19 protein-coding genes are annotated in these 21,681 nt (G+C 41.3%); 17 read left to right on the top strand and 2 right to left on the bottom strand.

Annotation, left to right across the window (positions count from 1 at the left end):
• The first annotated feature begins 19 nt into the window (after positions 1–19).
• From AWH02_RS01145 to AWH02_RS01135, 3 genes are all read left to right on the top strand, one after another.
• Positions 20–229, top strand: a complete 210-nt coding sequence (locus tag AWH02_RS01145) for a heavy-metal-associated domain-containing protein (RefSeq protein WP_060553788.1) — start codon at positions 20–22, stop codon at positions 227–229.
• A gap of 136 nt (positions 230–365) precedes the next feature.
• Positions 366–977 carry a DUF6287 domain-containing protein gene (locus AWH02_RS01140; protein ID WP_060553789.1) on the top strand — a complete coding sequence of 204 codons (612 nt, stop codon included), beginning with the start codon at positions 366–368 and terminating at the stop codon, positions 975–977.
• Between the two features lie 96 nt (positions 978–1,073).
• On the top strand, positions 1,074–1,619 hold the full coding sequence (locus AWH02_RS01135; protein ID WP_081041936.1) for a DUF6287 domain-containing protein: 546 nt from the start codon (positions 1,074–1,076) through the stop codon (positions 1,617–1,619).
• Positions 1,620–1,644: 25 nt separating this feature from the next.
• Here the strand turns inward: AWH02_RS01135 and AWH02_RS01130 are convergent, their stop codons facing one another.
• Both AWH02_RS01130 and tyrS read right to left on the bottom strand, forming a co-directional pair.
• The gene (locus AWH02_RS01130; RefSeq protein ID WP_060553791.1) at positions 1,645–2,493 is read right to left on the bottom strand and encodes a putative RNA methyltransferase; all 849 of its coding nucleotides are present in this window, start codon (positions 2,491–2,493) and stop codon (positions 1,645–1,647) included.
• Positions 2,494–2,580: 87 nt separating this feature from the next.
• A complete protein-coding gene (gene tyrS / locus AWH02_RS01125) occupies positions 2,581–3,837 on the bottom strand; it encodes a tyrosine--tRNA ligase (RefSeq protein ID WP_060553792.1) in 1,257 nt (418 codons plus the stop codon).
• A gap of 177 nt (positions 3,838–4,014) precedes the next feature.
• Here tyrS and pbp1b point away from each other — a divergent pair, with 177 nt between their 5' ends.
• The 14 genes from pbp1b (at position 4,015) to AWH02_RS01055 (ending at position 21,607) form a co-directional block, all read left to right on the top strand.
• On the top strand, positions 4,015–6,564 hold the full coding sequence (gene pbp1b, locus AWH02_RS01120) for a penicillin-binding protein PBP1B (protein WP_081041937.1): 2,550 nt from the start codon (positions 4,015–4,017) through the stop codon (positions 6,562–6,564).
• A gap of 422 nt (positions 6,565–6,986) precedes the next feature.
• A complete protein-coding gene (gene rpoB / locus AWH02_RS01115) occupies positions 6,987–10,553 on the top strand; it encodes a DNA-directed RNA polymerase subunit beta (RefSeq protein WP_060553793.1) in 3,567 nt (1,188 codons plus the stop codon).
• 40 nt (positions 10,554–10,593) lie between these two features.
• On the top strand, positions 10,594–14,241 hold the full coding sequence (rpoC, locus tag AWH02_RS01110) for a DNA-directed RNA polymerase subunit beta' (protein WP_060553794.1): 3,648 nt from the start codon (positions 10,594–10,596) through the stop codon (positions 14,239–14,241).
• Between the two features lie 250 nt (positions 14,242–14,491).
• Positions 14,492–14,851: a DUF1033 family protein gene (locus AWH02_RS01105; protein ID WP_008810065.1), complete on the top strand. Its 360-nt coding sequence runs from the start codon at positions 14,492–14,494 to the stop codon at positions 14,849–14,851.
• A 112-nt stretch (positions 14,852–14,963) separates the two neighbouring features.
• Complete coding sequence (comGA, locus tag AWH02_RS01100) at positions 14,964–15,902, top strand: competence type IV pilus ATPase ComGA (protein WP_046164736.1); 939 nt, start codon at positions 14,964–14,966, stop codon at positions 15,900–15,902.
• Complete coding sequence (gene comGB, locus AWH02_RS01095; protein ID WP_060553795.1) at positions 15,835–16,869, top strand: competence type IV pilus assembly protein ComGB; 1,035 nt, start codon at positions 15,835–15,837, stop codon at positions 16,867–16,869. Before comGA ends, comGB begins: the two co-directional genes overlap by 68 nt.
• A complete protein-coding gene (comGC, locus tag AWH02_RS01090; protein ID WP_045634162.1) occupies positions 16,866–17,183 on the top strand; it encodes a competence type IV pilus major pilin ComGC in 318 nt (105 codons plus the stop codon). The genes comGB and comGC overlap by 4 nt, the downstream gene beginning before the upstream one ends.
• A complete protein-coding gene (comGD, locus tag AWH02_RS01085) occupies positions 17,143–17,571 on the top strand; it encodes a competence type IV pilus minor pilin ComGD (protein WP_060553796.1) in 429 nt (142 codons plus the stop codon). The genes comGC and comGD overlap by 41 nt, the downstream gene beginning before the upstream one ends.
• Complete coding sequence (comGE, locus tag AWH02_RS01080; RefSeq protein ID WP_060553797.1) at positions 17,543–17,836, top strand: competence type IV pilus minor pilin ComGE; 294 nt, start codon at positions 17,543–17,545, stop codon at positions 17,834–17,836. The genes comGD and comGE overlap by 29 nt, the downstream gene beginning before the upstream one ends.
• A complete protein-coding gene (gene comGF / locus AWH02_RS01075; RefSeq protein ID WP_060553798.1) occupies positions 17,820–18,257 on the top strand; it encodes a competence type IV pilus minor pilin ComGF in 438 nt (145 codons plus the stop codon). Before comGE ends, comGF begins: the two co-directional genes overlap by 17 nt.
• Complete coding sequence (gene comGG / locus AWH02_RS01070; RefSeq protein WP_060553924.1) at positions 18,241–18,669, top strand: competence type IV pilus minor pilin ComGG; 429 nt, start codon at positions 18,241–18,243, stop codon at positions 18,667–18,669. The genes comGF and comGG overlap by 17 nt, the downstream gene beginning before the upstream one ends.
• Positions 18,670–18,699: 30 nt before the next feature.
• Positions 18,700–19,653 carry a class I SAM-dependent methyltransferase gene (locus AWH02_RS01065; RefSeq protein ID WP_060553799.1) on the top strand — a complete coding sequence of 318 codons (954 nt, stop codon included), beginning with the start codon at positions 18,700–18,702 and terminating at the stop codon, positions 19,651–19,653.
• Between the two features lie 49 nt (positions 19,654–19,702).
• Positions 19,703–20,893, top strand: coding sequence for an acetate kinase (locus tag AWH02_RS01060; RefSeq protein ID WP_060553800.1), 1,191 nt, complete (start codon positions 19,703–19,705; stop codon positions 20,891–20,893).
• 87 nt (positions 20,894–20,980) lie between these two features.
• Complete coding sequence (locus AWH02_RS01055; RefSeq protein ID WP_236708890.1) at positions 20,981–21,607, top strand: CPBP family intramembrane glutamic endopeptidase; 627 nt, start codon at positions 20,981–20,983, stop codon at positions 21,605–21,607.
• Positions 21,608–21,681: the final 74 nt, after the last annotated feature.

Here is a 21,681-nt window from a genome sequence, read left to right as displayed (position 1 = left end):
TATACGGAGGAATAAATCTATGAAACAAACAGTCCAATTAGAAAACTTATCTTGTCAAAACTGTGTCAAACACGTCACCCAGCATTTCCTATCTATGGAGGGAGTGTCAGATGTGGTTGTGGACTTAGAGAAACAGACAGCTCAAGTGACAACGGATAAACTTTATAGTGTATCTGACTATGAAGCGGCTTTAGCTAAAACGATTTATAAGGTATTATCAGTTGATTAATGCTTAATTTTAGATAAGATCTTACTTCCTTTTGAACCTGTTTGGTCTTTCATTGTAATATTTTGTAAAACATCTTGACTTAATATTACAATTCTATTACAATGAAATAAAGAACCGGTTAAGGGGAGGAAATTATATGAGTAAGAAGCTACTTATTGGCTTAATCACAGCATTGTTTATCGTTATAGCAGTCGTGTTTATTTATTTTAAATTTTTTACCATTTCTGAAAATAAACCTTCCTCAACAACTTCACAGTCCAGAATTAGCACAAGTCAGTCTAGCCAAAGCTCAACCAAGAAGGAATCAAGTGAGGATTCTAGTAGCGTAACGACTAATTCGACCTCAGAGAAACCTTCAAATGAGACTGGAAAACCGAGTGACCAAGCAGAAGGTAAGGAGCAAATAAAGGCTCGTTCAACTGTATTTGATTTTAATGCGATGACTCATGGGAATTTTACAAGCGTAAAAGGGACATGGAAGAATGCTGAAGGTCAGACAATTACCTTTGATGAGAAGGGCATAGTGGCTGATGAAACTAGCATTTCTTCTTTCAACTATGATGCTGCAGGCAATTTGATCGTAAATGTTCAAACGGGATTAACAGGTTATTCAATCTGGTTTGTGATGAAGGGAAATGCCATTGTACCAGAAGGAGATACTTCTGATACAAATCGTGATAGAATTTTTGCCGGTCAAGGAATGCCTGAAAATATCGCAAGTGCAGCTTACTATCGAGTTGATCAATAAGGGCGGTTGCTAAATTAATAGAAAAAAGATACAATAAGTCCTATACTAGAAAATAGAAAAGGGCTTATTTTTTAAGCCTGACACATGAGGAAAAATATGAAAAAAAGAATATTGTTAACAACTATTTTAATAGCTTTAGGAGGAGGACTAGTCTTGTCAGGATGTTCTGGAAAAGGAGAAACAAAAGAGAGCTCAGCTTCTTCAAGTCAAATGGCATCTTCGAAGAGTTCAGCAACTTCGGCCAGCTCTGAATCCAGTAAGACTTCAGAAAGTTCTACAAGCCCTAGTCAGGAAGCGGAGAAAAAAATGAACATTAGTGAATTGGCTGATGGAAATTTTGCAAGCATTCAAGGCACATGGCAAAATGATAAAGGGGAACAACTTGTATTTGATGAAAACGGTCTAGTTTCAGCTGAATATGAATTTGGTGGTGCTTCCTTAACAGACTATGGAACAGCAGCTGGCGGTGTATACGGTGGCCAAACAGGAGGTTTCTTGTTAGAATTTATTCCAAGTGGTGTCAAGCTTGCTGATACAGAAAACTTTAAAGATAGCTCTGATACTAGTCGTGACCGCCTTTGGACTGGGGTGGGTATTCAGTCCTTTGGTGAACAAGGTAGTTTTTACTATCGTATTAAATAAGAGAAGATATTAAAAAGACAAGCTTTTAAAGCTTGTCTTTTTTGATTTTTCCAATCAGAATGGTAGCAGAAATGGTGATTTCTGTGAGATCGGACCAATCAATTTCTTCCTGCTTAATATGAAAGAGCAGAGGAGTCATGCCGATGAGAGCTTCTTTTTGGATTTCATTGATTGGATAAGTGACAGTAACCTCTTTCTGTTCAAGAATTTCAAATGAGGTCTCAAAATGGTCTAGTATATCTTGGTTGGAATAATCTTGCTTTTGCAGCTGCCCGGCAACCTTTTTGCGGATTTCCTGAACATGTTGACTGGTAGGAATAACCTTGATCAGGAGTCCTTGTTTAGTCAATACACGTTGGAATTCCTGGTAGTTTGCAGGAGAAAAAATATCTAAAATAAGATCAATACTATGATTCTTGATAGGAAGTTTTGCCAAATCTCCCACAAACCAATTGATAGAAAGGCTAGTATCAGTTTTGCTGGCTAGTTGGATGGAGTCTTTGGAAATATCAAAAGCATAAAAATCTTTGTCTGGGAATACTTTTTGCAATTCCAAACTATAGTATCCTTGGCCACAACCAACATCTAAAATAGTTTGAGTATCGGGTGATTGTTGCAAAAAAACTTCAATTTCCTGTAAAATATGTTGGTAAAAGCCGGCCTCTAAGATGATTTGGCGCTGAATAAAGTTGTCTTTATCATAATCTTTTGATTGTCTTATCTGGGGAGCCAAGTTTACGTAGCCGTATTTTGCAATGTCAAAAGAATGTCTGTTTGTGCAGACTAGGCTATGGTCTTGAAATTTGAGTTCTTCCTTACAAAGAGGACAAGCAAAAGTTGAGGCTCTAGCAAATCGAGCGATTTTTGGTTTCATGAGTCGTTTCTTTCTGTGAAAATAGAAGATCTTGTTGAAGAAGATATGGAAAAGGAAACCCGTCTGTCTTTCGAGTTTCCTTTAGGTTTAATAAGTCAAGACAAAGTATTTTTTCTTACCACGGCGGATGACGGTCAATTCATTTTCTAATTTGTCTGCATCACTCAGAGTATAGTCAAGGTCTTGGATGCGGTCTCCATTGACGTAGATAGCTCCGTTTTGGACGTCTTCACGCGCCTGACGTTTGGAATTAACAACTCCAGCTGTAACAAGTAAATCAACAATGTTGAGGTTGTCTTCTGTTTGGACTTGATAATTTGGAACACCACGGAGTCCTTGTTTCAGCTCTTTAACAGAAAGGTTCTTAATATTTCCTGCAAATAGCTGTTCTGTAATATTTAAGGCTTCTTGGTAAGCTTTTTCGTCATGAACTAGAGTGACCACTTCACGTGCTAAGATTTTCTGAGCCAAACGTTCATGTGGTGCTGCCTCAAACTGCTTGCGGATCCCCTCAATCTCATCTAAGCTTAGGAAGGTGAAAATTTTAAGGAAACGAACGGCATCATCGTCCATGACATTCATCCAGAATTGGTACATTTCATATGGGCTTGTCTTGTCAGCGTTCAGCCAAACAGCATTTCCTTCTGATTTACCAAATTTCTTACCGCTAGCATCGGTGATAAGAGGAACAGTAATGACGTGTCCAGTCTTGTCAGCTTTACGACGCAAGAGTTCTGTTCCAGCAGTCATATTTCCCCATTGATCAGAACCACCAATTTGCAGAGTAACATTGTGTTTTTGATTTAAGATGAAAAAGTCGTATCCTTGCATGATTTGGTAGGCAAATTCAGTATATGAAATCCCTGTTTCAATCCGTTTTTTAACAGATTCTTTACTCATCATGTAGTTGACTGTGAAGTATTTTCCAACGTCACGTAGGAAATCGATAAAACTGATGTCTGAAAACCAGTCGTAGTTATTAACCATTTCAGCTTTGTTCTGACCGTTTTCAAAGTCAAGCAAGCCTGCAAGCTGCCCTTGGATGCTTTTAACCCAGCCTTCTACGGTTTCTTTGGTTTGTAAACTACGTTCAGCATCCTTAAAAGATGGGTCGCCAATAAGACCAGTTGCTCCTCCAACTAAGGCGTAAGGTTTGTGTCCAGCCAACTGTAGGCGACGGCTTGTTAAGATGGCTACAAGGTGACCAAGGTGCAGGCTGTCTGCTGTTGGGTCATATCCAGTATAATAAGAGACTTGACCTTCTTCTAGTTCTTGGCGCAGGGCTTCTTCATCAGTAGTTTGAAAAATCAACCCACGTTCTTTGAGCTCATCAAAAATGTGCATGTCTGTCTCTCCTTTTCAAAGTTTTAAATTCATTCTCCCATTGTATCACAAACCAGGAAAAGAGTGTAATAAAATTGCAAAAAAACTAGTAAAAAATCTCCCCAAGCTCTTGTAAATCGCGCTGTTCTTGTCATATGGACGAAGATTTTGATATAATAGGCAATACGAGGATATAATATGTTGGAACAAAAAGTAAAAAAGTTTCTTGAAATTTTAAAACCATTTATTAAAAAAATTCAGATCCTATGGAAAAAAGTGGCTGAAAAATCTCGCCTTTTCTTTGGGAAAATTTGGAAGTGGCTGGGGTCTAAGCTACAAACTGATGGAGAGCCTTGGTCTCCTATGGATATTGGGGCTACTGTCTTGCGAACAATTAAGCTTCTTTCGAATACCCTGTTCGTCCTTTTGTTTCTGGGATTTTTATTTGGTGCGGGGATCGCGACAGGCTATGCCTTAAATTTATTTAATAATGTAGCAGTACCCGAAAAAGATACTTTGATTCAGAAAGTTCAAGATATATCAGCAATTTCAGAATTAACGTATGCTGATGGTAGCTTGATTTCGACAATAGATAGTGACCTGCTAAGGGTTACTGTGGACAGCTCTGCGATTTCTGAAAATGTAAAGAAGGCTGTAATTGCAACAGAAGATGAGAATTTCATGAGCCATAAGGGAGTCGTTCCTAAGGCTGTTTTACGGGCCACTCTGGGGTCGGTAGTTGGAATTGGTTCTGCTAGTGGTGGTTCTACTATTACCCAGCAGGTTATCAAACAGCAAGTTGTTGGAGATGCTCCTACTTTTAATCGTAAAGCAACGGAAATCATCGATTCCTTAGCATTAGAGCGCTATATGAGTAAGGATGAAATACTGACAACCTATCTCAATGTATCACCTTTTGGTAGAAATAATAAAGGCCAAAATATAGCTGGTGTTGAAGAGGCTGCTAAGGGAATTTTTGGTGTTAGCGCAAGTAAATTAACAGTGCCTCAAGCAGCTTTTATTGCGGGATTGCCTCAAAGCCCAATTGTATACTCTCCCTACACGGCGAAGGGGACTTTGAAAGATTCAAAGGACATGGCCTATGGTTTGGAGAGGGCTAAGGACGTTCTTTATAACATGTACCGGACAGGTGCTTTAAGCCAAGATGAGTACAATCTTTATAAAGATTATGATTTGACCAAAGATTTTTTACCTGCTGGAAATGTTGAAACGGCATCACGTGGCTATCTATATTATCAAGCCAAGTCTGAAGCTGAAGATGCCATGTATCAGTATCTCATCAAGAGAGATAATGTTTCTCAACAAGATCTGAAAAATACAGCTACTGTTAAGGCCTATAAGGAATTAGCAGCCAAAGAACTAAGTGAAGGTGGCTATACCGTTAAAACCACCATTAACAAGGCAGTTCATAACGCCATGCAAAATGCTGTTGCTGCATACGGTGGAATCTTAGATGATGGAACTGGGCAGGTTCAAGTTGGGAATGTTCTTTTAAATAACCAGACCGGTGCTGTCCTAGGGTTTATCGGTGGAAGGAATTATGCCGAGAATCAAAATAATCACGCTTTTGATACGGAGCGTTCACCTGGTTCGACCATCAAGCCGATTTTAGCCTACGGAATTGCAATTGACCAGGGGCTGATGGGAAGTGCAAGTGTCCTATCTAATTATCCGACAACCTTCTCAAGCGGAGACCCTATCATGCATGCGGACAGTCGAGGGACGGGTATGATGGATTTGCAAGAAGCCTTGAATACTTCTTGGAATATTCCTGCCTACTGGACCTATAAGCTCCTACGTGAGAAAGGAGTCAATGTCAAAGGCTACATGGATAAAATGGGCTATTCGATTCCTGACTATACAATTGAGAGTCTGCCATTGGGAGGAGGGATTGAAGTCTCTGTTGCCCAGCATACCAATGGTTTCCAGGCGCTAGCTAATAATGGGACTTATCAGAAGCGTTATATGATTGAAAAAATCAGTGACAGGACAGGTAAAGTTATTTATGAACATAAGGCTAGTCCAGTCCAGGTCTATACACCAGCGACAGCGACTATTATGCAAAGCTTGATGCGAGGAGTCTTGGAATCTGGGTCTACAACGACTTTTAAATCACGACTAGCGCAAGTAAATGGTGGTTTGTTGAGTGCTGACTGGATTGGGAAAACAGGAACTACCAATGTCAATGGTGATATGTGGCTGATGCTTTCAACTCCAAAGGTAACTTTGGGAGGCTGGATAGGACACGACGACAATACCTCGATGGGAGCTTTGACGGGTTATAATAACAATGCAAGCTACATGGCCAATCTTGTAAACGCCATCTATCAAGCCGATCCAAACGTCTTTGGTATTAGCGATCGATTTAACCTAGATTCTAGTGTTATCAGTTCGGAAGTTTTAAAAGCTACTGGTACAAAACCTGGTCGTACGACAATTAATGGTCGTGATATTTCATTGGGCGGTCAAACAGTTACTAGCTACTGGGCTAAGAATGGAGCACCAGCTTTATCTTATCGTTTTGCTATCGGTGGCACAGATAGCGATTTACAGCAGGCTTGGGCGGCACTTGCTGGAAACCAAACTTCTGACCGTCGGGGCAAAGAAGAGAAAGAAAAAGAGAGCGAGACAAGAAACGAAAAAGAGGAAAAAGAAACAAGCAGTTCGAGTAAAAAACAAGAAGATTCCTCTACAGATAAAAATTCTAGTCAAAGTCAGACAAATTAAAATAAAAAGGCTTTCATAACGCCGATAATCTTGCATTTTCAGGCAAAATAAGGTACAATATTATTAATAATTTGTCGTCTGCTTTTTTGAAATATTGTCCAAAAGAGCTTACAGCAGTTAAATCAAACTTTCATAAGTCAGATTTAGCTGCTCTTTTTGTGCCTATTTTTAGGAAAAATGAATTATGTCATCATAATTTAATTTTTCTGAAAATTAAACAAAAGGGACTGATTGTAGCTGTTTTGCAGTTTGACAAAACAGAATAGAGGAATTGCCTCTGAAAAGATTTAATTGAACTCGCCCTAAAAGAGCCGGTAAGAAGTTCCTGGTTAGAAAAGATTCATTTCTTTATCAATTCAAAATCTGGAATTTCTTTAAGCTTTGTTGATGGGCTGCGTATCTTACTATAAAGGAGTAAAAACTTGGCAGGACATGACGTTCAATACGGGAAACATCGTACCCGTCGTAGTTTTTCAAGAATTAAGGAAGTTCTTGATTTACCTAACTTAATTGAGATTCAAACAGATTCTTTTAAAGACTTCTTGGATCATGGTTTGAAGGAAGTTTTTGAAGATGTACTTCCAATTTCAAACTTTACCGACACTATGGAGCTGGAATTTGTTGGTTATGAAATTAGAGAACCAAAATATACGCTGGAAGAAGCACGCATTCATGATGCCAGCTACTCAGCGCCAATTTTTGTGACTTTCCGTCTGATTAACAAGGAAACTGGTGAAATCAAGACACAGGAAGTCTTCTTTGGCGATTTCCCTATTATGACTGAAATGGGAACTTTCATCATCAATGGTGGTGAGCGGATTATCGTATCTCAGTTGGTACGTTCTCCAGGTGTTTACTTCAATGATAAAGTCGATAAAAACGGAAAAATCGGCTATGGATCAACTGTTATTCCTAACCGTGGAGCATGGTTGGAGCTGGAAACAGATTCAAAAGACATTGCCTACACTCGTATTGACCGGACACGGAAGATTCCATTTACCACTCTAGTGCGTGCGCTTGGTTTCTCAGGCGATGATGAAATCTTTGACATTTTTGGTGATAGCGACTTAGTGCGCAATACTATCGAAAAAGATATTCACAAAAATCCTATGGATTCCCGCACGGATGAAGCACTGAAAGAAATCTATGAGCGTCTCCGTCCAGGTGAACCTAAGACAGCTGAAAGTTCTCGTTCACTTCTTGTCGCTCGCTTCTTTGATCCACATCGCTATGATTTGGCAGCTGTTGGACGCTACAAGATTAATAAGAAGCTCAACATCAAGACTCGTTTACTAAACCAAACAATTGCTGAGCCTCTTGTGGATGCTGAAACAGGTGAAATCCTTGTTGAAGCAGGAACTCTTATGACTCGCAGTGTGATTGACAGTATTGCAGAGCAGTTGGACAATGGTTTGAATAAAATCACTTATATTCCAAATGATTCAGCTGTTTTGACAGCTCCTGTAGAATTGCAGAAGTTCAAGGTAGTGGCACCGACTGATCCAGATCGTGTTGTGACCATTATTGGTAACGCGAATCCGTCTGATAAGGTTCGGACTGTAACACCGGCTGACATCTTGGCTGAGATGAGTTATTTCCTTAACTTGGCTGAAGGTATCGGTCGTGTAGATGATATTGACCACTTGGGGAACCGTCGTATTCGTGCGGTTGGTGAGCTTTTGGCTAACCAAGTTCGTCTGGGACTTTCTCGGATGGAGCGTAACGTTCGTGAACGGATGTCTGTTCAAGATAATGAAGTCCTTACACCGCAACAAATCATTAATATTCGTCCAGTAACTGCAGCCATTAAAGAATTCTTTGGTTCTTCACAGTTGTCTCAGTTCATGGACCAACACAATCCGCTGTCTGAGCTTTCTCACAAACGTCGTCTATCTGCCTTAGGACCTGGTGGTTTGACACGTGACCGTGCTGGCTATGAAGTGCGGGACGTGCACTATACTCACTATGGCCGTATGTGTCCAATCGAAACGCCTGAAGGACCAAACATCGGTTTGATCAATAACTTGTCTTCTTATGGACACCTTAACAAATATGGATTTATCCAAACGCCATACCGCAAGGTAGATCGTGAAGCTGGTATCGTAACCAACGAAATCGTTTGGTTGACAGCTGATGAAGAAGATGAGTTTATCGTAGCTCAGGCAAACTCTAAGCTTAATGAAGAAGGTGGTTTTGCAGAGCCTATCGTTATGGGACGCCACCAAGGTAACAACCAAGAATTCCCTTCAGATCAAGTAGATTACATGGATGTATCACCTAAGCAGGTAGTTGCTGTGGCGACAGCATGTATTCCATTCTTGGGAAATGACGACTCTAACCGTGCTCTCATGGGTGCCAACATGCAGCGTCAGGCTGTACCATTGATTGATCCAAAAGCGCCTTATGTTGGTACTGGTATGGAATACCAAGCGGCTCATGACTCTGGAGCTGCAGTCATTGCCCAGCATGATGGTAAAGTTACTTATGCAGATGCAGATAAAGTTGAAGTCCGTCGTGAAGATGGATCACTTGATGTTTATCATATTCAAAAATTCCGTCGTTCTAACTCAGGAACTGCATATAACCAACGTACTCTTGTTAAAGTTGGCGATGTCGTAGAAAAAGGTGACTTTATCGCCGACGGACCTTCTATGGAAAATGGAGAAATGGCCTTGGGACAAAACCCAATCGTTGCCTACATGACATGGGAAGGTTACAACTTCGAGGATGCGGTTATCATGAGCGAGCGTCTGGTGAAAGACGATGTCTACACCTCAGTTCACTTGGAAGAATATGAATCAGAAACACGTGATACAAAGCTTGGGCCTGAAGAAATTACCCGTGAAATTCCAAACGTAGGGGAAGATGCCCTACGCAATTTGGACGAAATGGGTATTATCCGTATCGGAGCGGAAGTTAAAGAAGGAGACATCCTAGTCGGAAAAGTAACTCCGAAGGGTGAAAAAGATCTTTCTGCTGAAGAGCGCCTCTTGCACGCTATCTTCGGAGACAAATCTCGCGAAGTTCGTGATACGTCTCTCCGTGTACCTCACGGGGCTGATGGTGTCGTTCGTGATGTGAAAATCTTTACCCGTGCAAATGGTGATGAGCTACAATCTGGTGTTAATATGCTGGTTCGTGTCTACATCGCTCAAAAACGTAAGATCAAGGTCGGAGATAAGATGGCTGGTCGTCACGGAAACAAAGGGGTTGTATCCCGTATCGTTCCTGTGGAAGACATGCCTTACTTGCCAGATGGAACACCAGTAGATATCATGTTGAACCCACTCGGGGTACCATCTCGTATGAACATTGGTCAGGTTATGGAGCTCCACCTTGGTATGGCGGCACGTAATTTGGGTATTCACATTGCAACTCCAGTCTTTGACGGAGCTAGCTCAGATGATCTTTGGGATACTGTTCGTGAAGCTGGTATGGATAGTGATGCTAAGACCGTTCTTTATGATGGTCGTACAGGTGAGCCATTTGACAACCGTGTATCTGTCGGTGTCATGTACATGATCAAGCTCCACCACATGGTAGATGACAAACTCCACGCCCGCTCAGTAGGACCTTACTCAATGGTTACCCAACAACCACTCGGAGGTAAAGCTCAGTTTGGTGGACAACGTTTTGGTGAGATGGAAGTTTGGGCCTTGGAAGCTTATGGTGCTTCTAACGTTCTGCAAGAAATCCTGACTTACAAGTCAGATGATGTTAATGGACGTCTGAAAGCTTATGAAGCTATCACTAAAGGGAAACCAATTCCAAAACCAGGTGTGCCAGAATCCTTCCGTGTCCTTGTTAAAGAATTGCAATCTCTTGGTCTGGACATGCGCGTTCTCGACGAAGATGATAATGAAGTAGAACTGCGCGACCTAGACGAAGGAGAAGACGATGACGTGATTCACGTTGACGATCTTGAAAAAGCGCGCGAAAAAGCAGCTCAAGAAGCGAAAGCAGCCTTTGAAGCTGAAGGAAAAGAATAAGAATTCACACTGACTAGAAAATGAAGAAAGGTAAGAAATAGTGGTTGATGTAAATCGTTTTAAAAGTATGCAAATCACCCTAGCTTCTCCCAATAAGGTCCGTTCATGGTCTTATGGGGAAGTGAAGAAACCTGAAACAATCAATTACCGCACACTTAAACCAGAACGCGAAGGCCTCTTTGACGAAGTTATTTTTGGCCCAACCAAGGATTGGGAATGTGCTTGTGGTAAGTACAAACGGATTCGTTACAAGGGAATTATTTGTGACCGCTGTGGTGTTGAAGTAACCCGCGCTAAAGTTCGTCGTGAACGTATGGGGCACATCGAATTGAAGGCACCTGTTTCACATATTTGGTACTTTAAAGGAATTCCAAGCCGCATGGGACTCACTTTGGATATGAGTCCTCGTGCTTTGGAAGAAGTCATTTATTTTGCGGCTTATGTGGTCATTGATCCTAAGGATACACCGCTAGAGCACAAGTCAATTATGACTGAACGTGAGTACCGTGAACGTTTGCGCGAGTATGGTGCAGGCTCATTTGTAGCTAAGATGGGAGCGGAAGCTATTCAAGATCTCTTGAAACAAGTAGACTTGGAAGCTGAAATTACTGTTCTCAAAGAAGAATTAAAAACCGCGACTGGACAAAAACGTGTTAAGGCTGTCCGTCGTTTGGATGTCTTAGATGCCTTCTATAAGTCTGGTAATAAACCAGAATGGATGGTTCTCAATATTCTGCCGGTTATTCCGCCAGATTTGCGTCCGATGGTTCAACTGGATGGTGGTCGTTTTGCGGCTTCTGACCTTAATGATCTTTACCGTCGTGTTATTAACCGGAACAATCGTTTGGCGCGCTTGCTTGAGTTGAATGCACCTGGTATCATCGTTCAAAATGAGAAGCGGATGCTTCAAGAAGCGGTAGATGCTTTGATTGATAATGGTCGTCGTGGTCGTCCGATCACAGGACCAGGTAGCCGTCCGCTTAAATCATTAAGCCACATGCTTAAAGGGAAGCAAGGACGCTTCCGTCAAAACTTGCTCGGTAAACGGGTTGACTTCTCAGGACGTTCTGTTATCGCCGTTGGACCAACTCTAAAGATGTACCAATGTGGTGTGCCACGTGAAATGGCGATTGAGCTCTTTAAACCATTTGTGATGCGTGAAATCGTTGCGCGTGATATCGTGCAAAACGTAAAAGCTGCAAAACGCTTGGTGGAACGTGGAGATGAGCGTATCTGGGATATCCTGGAAGAAGTAATCAAGGAACACCCAGTGCTCTTGAACCGCGCACCGACCCTTCACCGTTTGGGAATCCAGGCCTTCGAGCCAGTTCTAATTGACGGTAAAGCTTTGCGTCTGCATCCATTGGTCTGTGAAGCCTACAATGCCGACTTTGACGGTGACCAAATGGCTATCCACGTACCGCTTTCAGAAGAAGCGCAAGCAGAAGCTCGTATCCTCATGCTAGCTGCTGAGCATATCTTGAACCCTAAAGATGGTAAACCAGTTGTAACGCCATCTCAGGATATGGTCCTAGGTAACTACTACCTGACTATGGAAGAAGCAGGTCGCGAAGGCGAAGGTATGGTCTTCAAAGATATGGATGAAGCTGTCATGGCTCTTCGTAATGGTTATGTGCACTTGCATACTCGTGTAGGTATCACAACCGATAGCCTGGCGAAACCATGGACTGAGTCGCAAAAACATAAAATTTTGATGACCACAGTTGGTAAAATTCTCTTTAATGCGATTATGCCGGAGGAATTGCCTTATCTGCAAGAGCCAACCAATGCTAACTTGACTGAAGGTGTTCCGGATAAGTACTTCTTAGAATCAGGAAAAGATATCAAGGAAGCCATTCAAGCTCTTGAATTGAATGTACCATTTAAGAAGAAAAATCTTGGGAATATTATCGCTGAAATCTTCAAACGCTTCCGTACAACAGAAACATCTGCCCTGCTTGACCGTTTGAAGAACTTGGGTTACCACCATTCTACTTTGGCTGGTTTGACAGTGGGTATCGCTGATATTCCGGTTGTCGAAGACAAGGCTGAGATTATCGAAGAATCTCACAAACGTGTAGAACAAATCACTAAACAATTCCGCCGTGGTATGATCACAGACGACGAACGCTACAATGCTGTCACTGCTGAATGGCGTGCAGCCCGTGAAAAACTTGAAAAACGTTTGGTTGCCAACCAAGATCCGAAGAACCCTATCGTTATGATGATGGACTCTGGAGCGCGTGGTAACATCTCAAACTTCTCACAGCTTGCCGGTATGCGTGGTTTGATGGCTGCGCCAAACGGACGTATCATGGAATTGCCAATCTTGTCTAACTTCCGTGAAGATTTGTCAGTACTCGAAATGTTCTTCTCAACTCACGGAGCTCGTAAAGGTATGACGGATACGGCCCTTAAGACAGCCGACTCTGGTTACCTGACACGTCGTTTGGTTGACGTTGCTCAAGACGTTATCATCCGTGAAGACGACTGTGGAACAGATCGTGGACTCCTTATTACTTCTATCACAGATGGTAAGGAAATGATCGAACCTCTTGAAGAGCGTTTGGTTGGTCGTTATACTAAGAAATCTATTAAACATCCTGAGACAGGAGAAGTCCTAGTTCCTGCTGATGTTCTTGTAACTGAGGATATGGCACGTCAAGTGGTTAATGCTGGAGTGACGGAAGTCACAATCCGCAGCGTTCTAACATGTAACACTCGTCACGGTGTCTGCCGCCACTGTTATGGTATTAACTTGGCAACTGGTGATGCGGTTGAAGTGGGTGAAGCAGTCGGAACAATCGCTGCTCAATCTATCGGGGAACCTGGTACTCAGTTGACCATGCGTACCTTCCACACGGGTGGTGTTGCTTCAAGCTCAGATATCACGCAAGGTCTTCCTCGTGTCCAAGAAATCTTTGAAGCCCGTAATCCGAAAGGGGAAGCGGTTATCACTGAAGTCAAGGGTGAGGTTACAGCCATCGAAGAAGATGCATCTACTCGTACCAAGAAGGTCTTTGTTAAAGGTCAAACTGGTGAAGGCGAGTATGTGGTACCATTTACAGCTCGTATGAAAGTTGAAGTAGGCGACCAAGTGTCTCGCGGTGCTGCTTTGACAGAAGGTTCTATCCAACCTAAGCACTTGCTGGCTGTTCGTGATGTCTTGTCCGTTGAAACTTACCTGCTTGCTGAGGTACAGAAAGTTTACCGTAGCCAAGGGGTAGAAATCGGTGACAAGCACATCGAAGTAATGGTTCGTCAAATGATCCGTAAAGTACGTGTCATGGATCCAGGTGATACAGATCTCCTTATGGGAACTCTTATGGATATTACAGACTTTACAGATGCTAACCGTGATGTAGTTATCTCAGGTGGTGTACCTGCGACAGCTCGTCCAGTCCTCATGGGGATCACCAAAGCTTCCCTTGAGACAAACAGCTTCCTGTCTGCAGCTTCCTTCCAGGAAACAACTCGTGTCTTGACTGATGCGGCTATCCGTGGTAAGAAAGACCATCTGCTTGGACTTAAGGAAAATGTTATCATCGGTAAGATTATCCCTGCTGGTACAGGTATGGCTCGCTACCGCAACTTGGAACCACAAGCTATCAATGAAGTTGAAATCATTGATGAAGTTGTGGTGACTCCAGAAGACGTAGAGTCTACTGAAACACTAGTCACAGAATAAGATGAAAGAAACTCGTTTTAAAAACGGGTTTCTTTTTTATCGGAGATAAGCTTGGTTGAGCCCTAAAAATCTCAGGCTTTGGTATTTGCAAGATGAGAGAAAATTCTCCATTTTAGCTGAATTGCTTGATTATAGAGTATAAAATAAAGCATCCCCATTGATTTTGTCTAAAATATAGAACTAACCATGAGCAAATTAGTTTCATTATCAAAGGATTTTGTATATAATATACGGTACAAAGGAAGAAAATATGTACCGAGTAGTAGAAATGTATGGGGACTTTGAACCCTGGTGGTTTTTAGACGGTTGGGAAAATGATATTATTCAAGAACAACGGTTTGAAAAGTACTATGATGCTTTGAAATTCTATAAAATTCAATGGCTAAAATTAGAAACAGAATTTAAAGAATATAAGAGTCGCAGTGATTTGATGACTGTCTTTTGGAATGAAAAAGATCAGAGATGGTGTGAAGAATGTGACGACTACGTTCAGCAATATAGGTCAATTATATTGTTGGAAGATGAAAAGGTTATTCCAAAAAGCAAATACCGTCCGGGTTATGCTAAACAAAACGGGCTTGAGAAGCATCGATCATGCCGAATCAAATAAAATAAAGAAGAAAACCGATAAATTTAATCGGTTTTTTTGTTGTGTTTACGAATAAATAGTTGAAGAAAGGTTTGAAAAAACTTTTCAACAAAATTTATTTGAGGGAGGTCTTATGGTTCAAAAAATTGCCCAGGCGATTGTCCGGCAGGCTAAGGAAGAGTGTGCTCAGGATATTTATTTTGTACCCAAGGATGATTGCTATGAACTTTATATGCGGATTGGTGATGAACGACGCTTCATACAGACTTATGATTTTGACCAATTAGCCGCTGTGATTAGTCATTTTAAATTTTTAGCTGGGATGAATGTAGGAGAAAAACGTCGCAGTCAGCTGGGATCCTGTGATTATCGTTATGATGATAAGGAAACATCAATTCGTCTGTCAACTGTAGGTGATTATCGTGGATATGAAAGTTTGGTTATTCGACTTTTGCACGATGAAGAGACAGAATTGAAGTTTTGGTTTACTCATTTTCCTGAGTTTAGAGAGAAGTTTAAGGATCGAGGACTGTATCTTTTTTCGGGACCAGTAGGGAGTGGCAAGACCACTCTCATGCATCAATTAGCTCAGCTAAAATTTAAGGGTCAGCAGGTTATGTCCATTGAGGATCCTGTTGAAATCAAGCAAGAGGATATGCTTCAGCTACAGCTGAATGAAACGATTGGTCTGACTTACGAAAGTCTGATTAAGCTTTCTCTGCGTCACCGTCCGGACTTGCTCATCATTGGAGAAATTCGGGATAGTGAAACTGCTAGAGCTGTGGTTCGAGCTAGCTTGACGGGAGCTACAGTTTTTTCAACGATTCATGCTAAAAGCATTCCTGGTGTTTACGAGCGTTTGTTGGAGCTGGGTGTCAGCGAAGAGGAGCTAAAAATTGTTTTACAGGGTATTTGCTATCAGCGCTTGATTGGGGGAGGAGGTGTGATAGACTTTGCCAGCAACAACTACCAAGAACACGAGCCGACCGTCTGGAATCAGCAGATTGATCAGCTTCTTGCAGCAGGACATATCCATCCTGAGCAAGCAGAGGCAGAAAAAATTAGGAACTAGCAAGCAAAAACAGGTCATTGAACTGTTTAATAATTTATTCTCTAGTGGTTTTCATTTGGCTGAGACTGTGGATTTTTTAGGACGAAGTGCTCTTTTGGAGCAGAACTATGTTCAGCAAATGCGTCGTGGCTTAGCTAATGGACAAGCATTTTCAGAGATTATGACTGGACTTGGTTTTTCTGACGCGGTAGTAACCCAGCTGTCATTGGCTGAGCTACATGGGAATTTATCGCTTGCCTTGCTAAAAATAGAGGAATATCTGGATAATCTTGCGAAGGTAAAAAAGAAGTTAATTGAAGTAGCGACCTATCCCATGATGCTTCTTGGCTTTTTGGTATTGATTATGATGGGCTTGAGAAATTACCTATTACCCCAACTCAGCAGTCAAAATTTTGCAACTCAACTCATTGGTCATTTGCCGACTATTTTTCTACTATCTGTCTTAATGTTACTTGGATTAACAGGAGCGATTTATCTGATTTTCAAAGGCCAGAAACGGATCCCTGTATACTCTTTCTTAGCTCGCCTGCCTTTTGTTGGATCCTTTGTAAAGATTTACCTAACCGCCTATTATGCGCGTGAATGGGGCAATATGATTGGGCAAGGCTTGGAGCTCAGTCAGATTTTTCAGATTATGCAAGAGCAACGCTCGGTTTTATTTCAGGAAATTGGTCAAGATTTAGGTCAAGCTTTACAAAACGGTCAAGAATTTTCAGATAAAATTGCTTCGTATCCTTTTTTCAAAAAGGAATTGTCTCTAATCATCGAATACGGGGAAGTCAAATCTAAGCTGGGAAGCGAACTAGAAATCTATGCTCTTAAGACTTGGGAAGAATTTTTTGGTAGGGTCAATCGGACCATGAATCTGATTCAGCCCCTAGTCTTTGTCTTTGTAGCCTTGATGATTGTCTTATTGTATGCGGCAATGCTATTGCCCCTTTATCAAAATATGGAGGTTCATCTATGAACAAATTAAAAAATTTACGTGTGAAAGCTTTTACTCTGGTAGAAATGCTAGTCGTCCTTCTGATCATCAGTGTCCTTATGCTCTTGTTTGTACCTAATCTAACCAAGCAAAAAGAGGCTGTTTCGGATACTGGAAATGCTGCGGTGGTTAAGGTAGTTGAAAGCCAGGCTGAGCTCTATGAACTCAAAAATACAGGAGATCAAGCAACCCTTAGCAAACTAGTCGCAGCTGGGAACATTAGTCAAAAGCAAGCAGACTCTTACAAGGCTTATTATGGTAAGAACAATAGTGAGACTCAGGCAGTTGCAAATTAAGGCCTTTACAGTTTTGGAAAGCCTCTTGGTCTTGATGATTAGCAGTTTTATCTTGCTGGCTCTATCAAGTTCAGTTCAAGCTACTTTTGAGCAGATTCAGGCAAAGATCTTCTTTTTAGAATTTGAGCATTTTTATCAGGAAAGTCAGAAGCTTAGCGTATCTTCTCAGAGAAAGCTGGTGCTAGAAATATCCAGTCAAGAGATTTCAAACGGTTATGCTCGTCTTCCAATTCCCAAAGGAATCCAAGCACCTGAATCTACACAGATCTATTTTGATAAGGCTGGTGGTAATTCTTCACTCAGTAAAGTTCAGTTTCAAACCAAGGAAGGACTGGTGACCTATCAACTCTATATTGGAAATGGTAAATTTAAGAAAACGACAAATTAAAGGGACCATCTTACTGGAAGCCTTACTAGCTTTGGGAGTTTTTGCTGTAATTGCAAGTTTGCTACTAGGTCAAATCACGCAATCACGCAAAGAAGCAGCTGTCATTTTAGAAAAAGAAGAGGTCCTGAGGGTGGCCCAAATGGCCCTCCAAACAGGGCAGGACCATCTTTCTTTAAATGGCATTGAAATTCGGATTCAGAGAACAAAGAATCAGATTCGAGTGTTCCATCAGGGGGAGGAATTGATTGATGTTGAAAAAAGGTAAACTAGCAGCCTTTACCCTGCTGGAAGCCTTAGTGGCCCTCTTGGTCATCAGTGGTGGCCTCTTGGTTTTCCAGGCAATGACCAAGCTTCTAGCTAGTGAGATTCAGTATCAAGAGCAAACTAAGGCTAAGGAATGGCTCTTGTTTGCGGACCAGTTAGATGCAGAATTATCTCGGAGCCATTTTGAAAAAGTCGAGCAAAATAGGCTTTATGTCAAACAAGATGACAAGTCGATTGCATTTGGTAAGTCTAAAAGCGATGATTTTAGAAAAACAGATGGGAATGGCCGTGGTTATCAGCCCATGATTTATGGACTAGAAGCTGCTCAAATACATAAAGAAGGTCAGATAGTTCATTTGCTTCTGCAGTTTAGAGATGGCCTAGAAAGAGAGTACATCTATCGTGTTGAAGAAGAACATTAGGGCTGGGGTCATGCTTTATGCCCTGCTTATGGCTGCCGTTTTTAGTCTGCTGTTGCAGTTTTATCTCAATCGTCAGACGGCCCATCAGCGTAATCTTTTAGCCCAGCAAGAAAGACAGGAAGCTTACGCTATAGCCTTGCTGACAAAAGACCAGAAGCTAGCTGATAGTGGACAATTTTCTTTTAATAAAGGCCAAAGTCAATACCAGAAAGAAAAGGACCAGTTGGTTGTCAATGTAGTGATCTCTGATCGGACTTACGATTTTACCTTTGCTATCAGGGAGCCATCAGTCAGGTTAGATAAGGATCAGGATAAAGATAAAAAGTCTGAACTGGAAAAAGAAGAAAAGAAAGAAGCAGAGCCTGCCCGTGAAAAAGAGGAAGCCAAAGACGATAATGGCAAAAAAGATTAAATTTTGATAAGATAAGGAGCGGAGGAAACTATGAATTTTGAAAAAATCGAAGAAGCCTATACGCTCCTTTTAGAAAATGTCCAAGTCATTCAAAACAAGCTTTCAACTAATTTTTATGATGCCTTAATCGAGCAAAACGGTATCTATTTGGATGGACAAACGGACTTAGAAATCGTTAAAAAAAATCATCAGACCTTGAAGAGCTTAAAGTTAAGCAGAGAAGAATGGCGCAGAGCCTATCAGTTCATTCTGATGAAGGCTTCTCAGACAGAGCCTTTACAAGCCAATCATCAGTTTACACCAGATGCCATTGGTTTTCTGCTGATTTTCATCATTGACCAGCTGATGGTAGCATCAGATATTACTCTTCTTGAGATGGGGAGCGGAACCGGAAATCTTGCAGAGACAATCCTGAATAATAGTCGGAAAGAGATTGATTATCTAGGATTAGAGATTGATGATTTACTGATTGACCTATCTGCCAGTATTGCAGAAGTGATGGGATCAAAAGCCCATTTTGCCCAGGGAGATGCTGTGCGCCCTCAAGTTCTAAAAGAGAGCGACTTGATTATTAGTGATCTGCCTGTCGGTTACTATCCGGATGATCAGATTGCCAGTCGCTACCAGGTAGCCAGTCAGACGGAGCACACCTATGCTCATCATCTATTGATGGAGCAAGCTTTAAAGTATTTGAAGGTTGATGGTTATGCTATCTTCTTAGCTCCTAATCACCTCTTGACCAGCCCGCAGAGCGACTTGCTTAAATCTTGGCTCAAAGACAATGCCAGCTTGGTTGCGATGATTGCTTTGCCAGAAAAACTCTTTGCATCAGCCTCTCAGGCTAAGACGGTTTTTGTTTTGCAAAAACAAAAAAATATAAAAGCAGAACCTTTTGCCTATGCATTGACAGATCTACAAAATCATGATGAAATTACTCGCTTTCGCGAAAGTTTTCAAAAATGGCGCAAAGTTAGTGAAAACTGATCAAAATTCTGGTATAATGAGAACTGAAAACGCTTAAAAGAGGTAAATTATGTCTAAAACAATCGCAATAAATGCAGGAAGTTCTAGTTTAAAATGGCAACTCTACTTGATGCCAGAAGAAAAAGTATTAGCTAAAGGTTTGATTGAGCGGATTGGACTGAAAGATTCCATTTCAACGGTAAAATTTGATGGTCGTACTGAGAAACAGGTGCTTGATATTACTGACCACACTCAAGCTGTAAAGATTTTGTTAGACGATTTGATGCGTTTTAATATCATTGCGTCTTTTGATGAGATTACAGGAGTAGGTCACCGTGTCGTTGCGGGCGGTGAGTATTTCAAAGATTCTGCTCTAGTTGATGAAGAGGTCATTCAAAAAGTTGAAGAACTCTCTCTCTTGGCACCTCTTCACAATCCAGCAAATGCTGCAGGGATTCGTGCTTTTAAGGAACTTTTGCCTGACATTACAAGTGTGGTAGTGTTTGATACTTCTTTCCATACCACTATGCCAGAAAAAGCTTATCGCTATCCATTGCCAACGAAATATTATACAGAAAACAAGGTCCGCAAGTACGGAGCTCATGGTACCAGTCATGAGTATGTGGCGCATGAAGCAGCTAAACTTTTGGGCAAACCGATTGAGGAGTTGAAACTTATCACTTGTCATATTGGTAATGGTGCTTCTATTACGGCTGTTGATAAAGGTGTGTCTGTTGATACTTCTATGGGCTTTACACCTCTGGGTGGTGTCATGATGGGAACTCGGACTGGTGACATTGATCCTGCAATTATTCCTTATCTGATGCAACATACAGATGATTTTAAAAGTCCCGAAGATATCAGCCGAATTTTGAATCGTGAATCTGGTTTACTTGGGGTTTCCGAGAAATCAAGCGATATGCGTGATATTCATGAAGCGATGCGGGCAGGTGATGCCAAGGCTCAATTAGCTAACGATATCTTTGTAGATCGCATTCAAAAGTATATTGGCCAATATCTAGCCGTCTTAAATGGTGCGGATGCGATTGTCTTTACAGCTGGAATCGGGGAAAATTCAGTAACCATCCGCAAATTGGTTATTGAAGGTATTTCTTGGTTTGGTTGTGATATTGATCCAGAAAAGAATGTCTATGGGCAATATGGGGATATCTCAACACCAGAAGCAAAGGTCAGAGTGTTAGTTATTCCTACGGACGAAGAACTAGTCATTGCGCGTGATGTAGAACGTTTTAAAAAATAATAGGGGGTTAAGGCATTAGCCCCCCTTTTTTGCTAGATTGGGGAAGAAATGGAATTCTATTTAAAAAAAATAAAATATTGTTTAATTGTGTTAGTGATAGTGGTCTTGACACAAGTTCCTTTCATTGCAATGAGGTATATAGAAGACAAACAATCACCAATTAGTGTAGGTGGAATAATCATTCTGTACCTACTGATTATTCTTTTAACGCTCTTTCTTGCTAAAAGAGAAGGAATCCTCACATTTGATTTCAGCTTTTTTAGTTGGTCTTCAGTGGGACTTTTGGCCTTATCTTATTTCCTATCGATTCTCATCGGTGCTTTAGGGTTTATTGTCATGAGATTGGAAGGGGGCTCGCTCATACCGCGTAATCAAGAGAGAATTCAAGAGGCGATGCGTGAGATCCCACAGATTGTCATGATTATCGCAACAGTGATTGGAGCTCCAGTTCTAGAGGAAGTCATTTTTCGTGGCTTTATTCCCAAGAAACTTTTTCCTAAGCATCAACTGGTGGGATTTGTGATAGGTGCGATACTTTTTGGCCTTTTCCATGGTCCGACTAATATTGGTAGTTTTATCGTTTATGGAGGAATGGGAGCAGTCTTTGCCTATGTAGCCTATACGACAGAAAGGTTAGAAATGTCTATTATGGCCCATATGCTTCGAAATGGAATTGCCATATTCCTCATGTTATTTGCAAATAATCAAGCCTGACGAGAAATTTTCTCGTCTTTTTTCTGAGGAAAATATGATAAAATGTTAGTAATTAAGAATTAGTGAGAGAAATA

Origin of the sequence: Streptococcus gordonii, from assembly GCF_001553855.1 — a bacterium.
Taxonomy (GTDB): Bacteria; Bacillota; Bacilli; order Lactobacillales; family Streptococcaceae; genus Streptococcus; species Streptococcus gordonii.
This window is presented reverse-complemented; position numbering and strand designations above follow the sequence as displayed.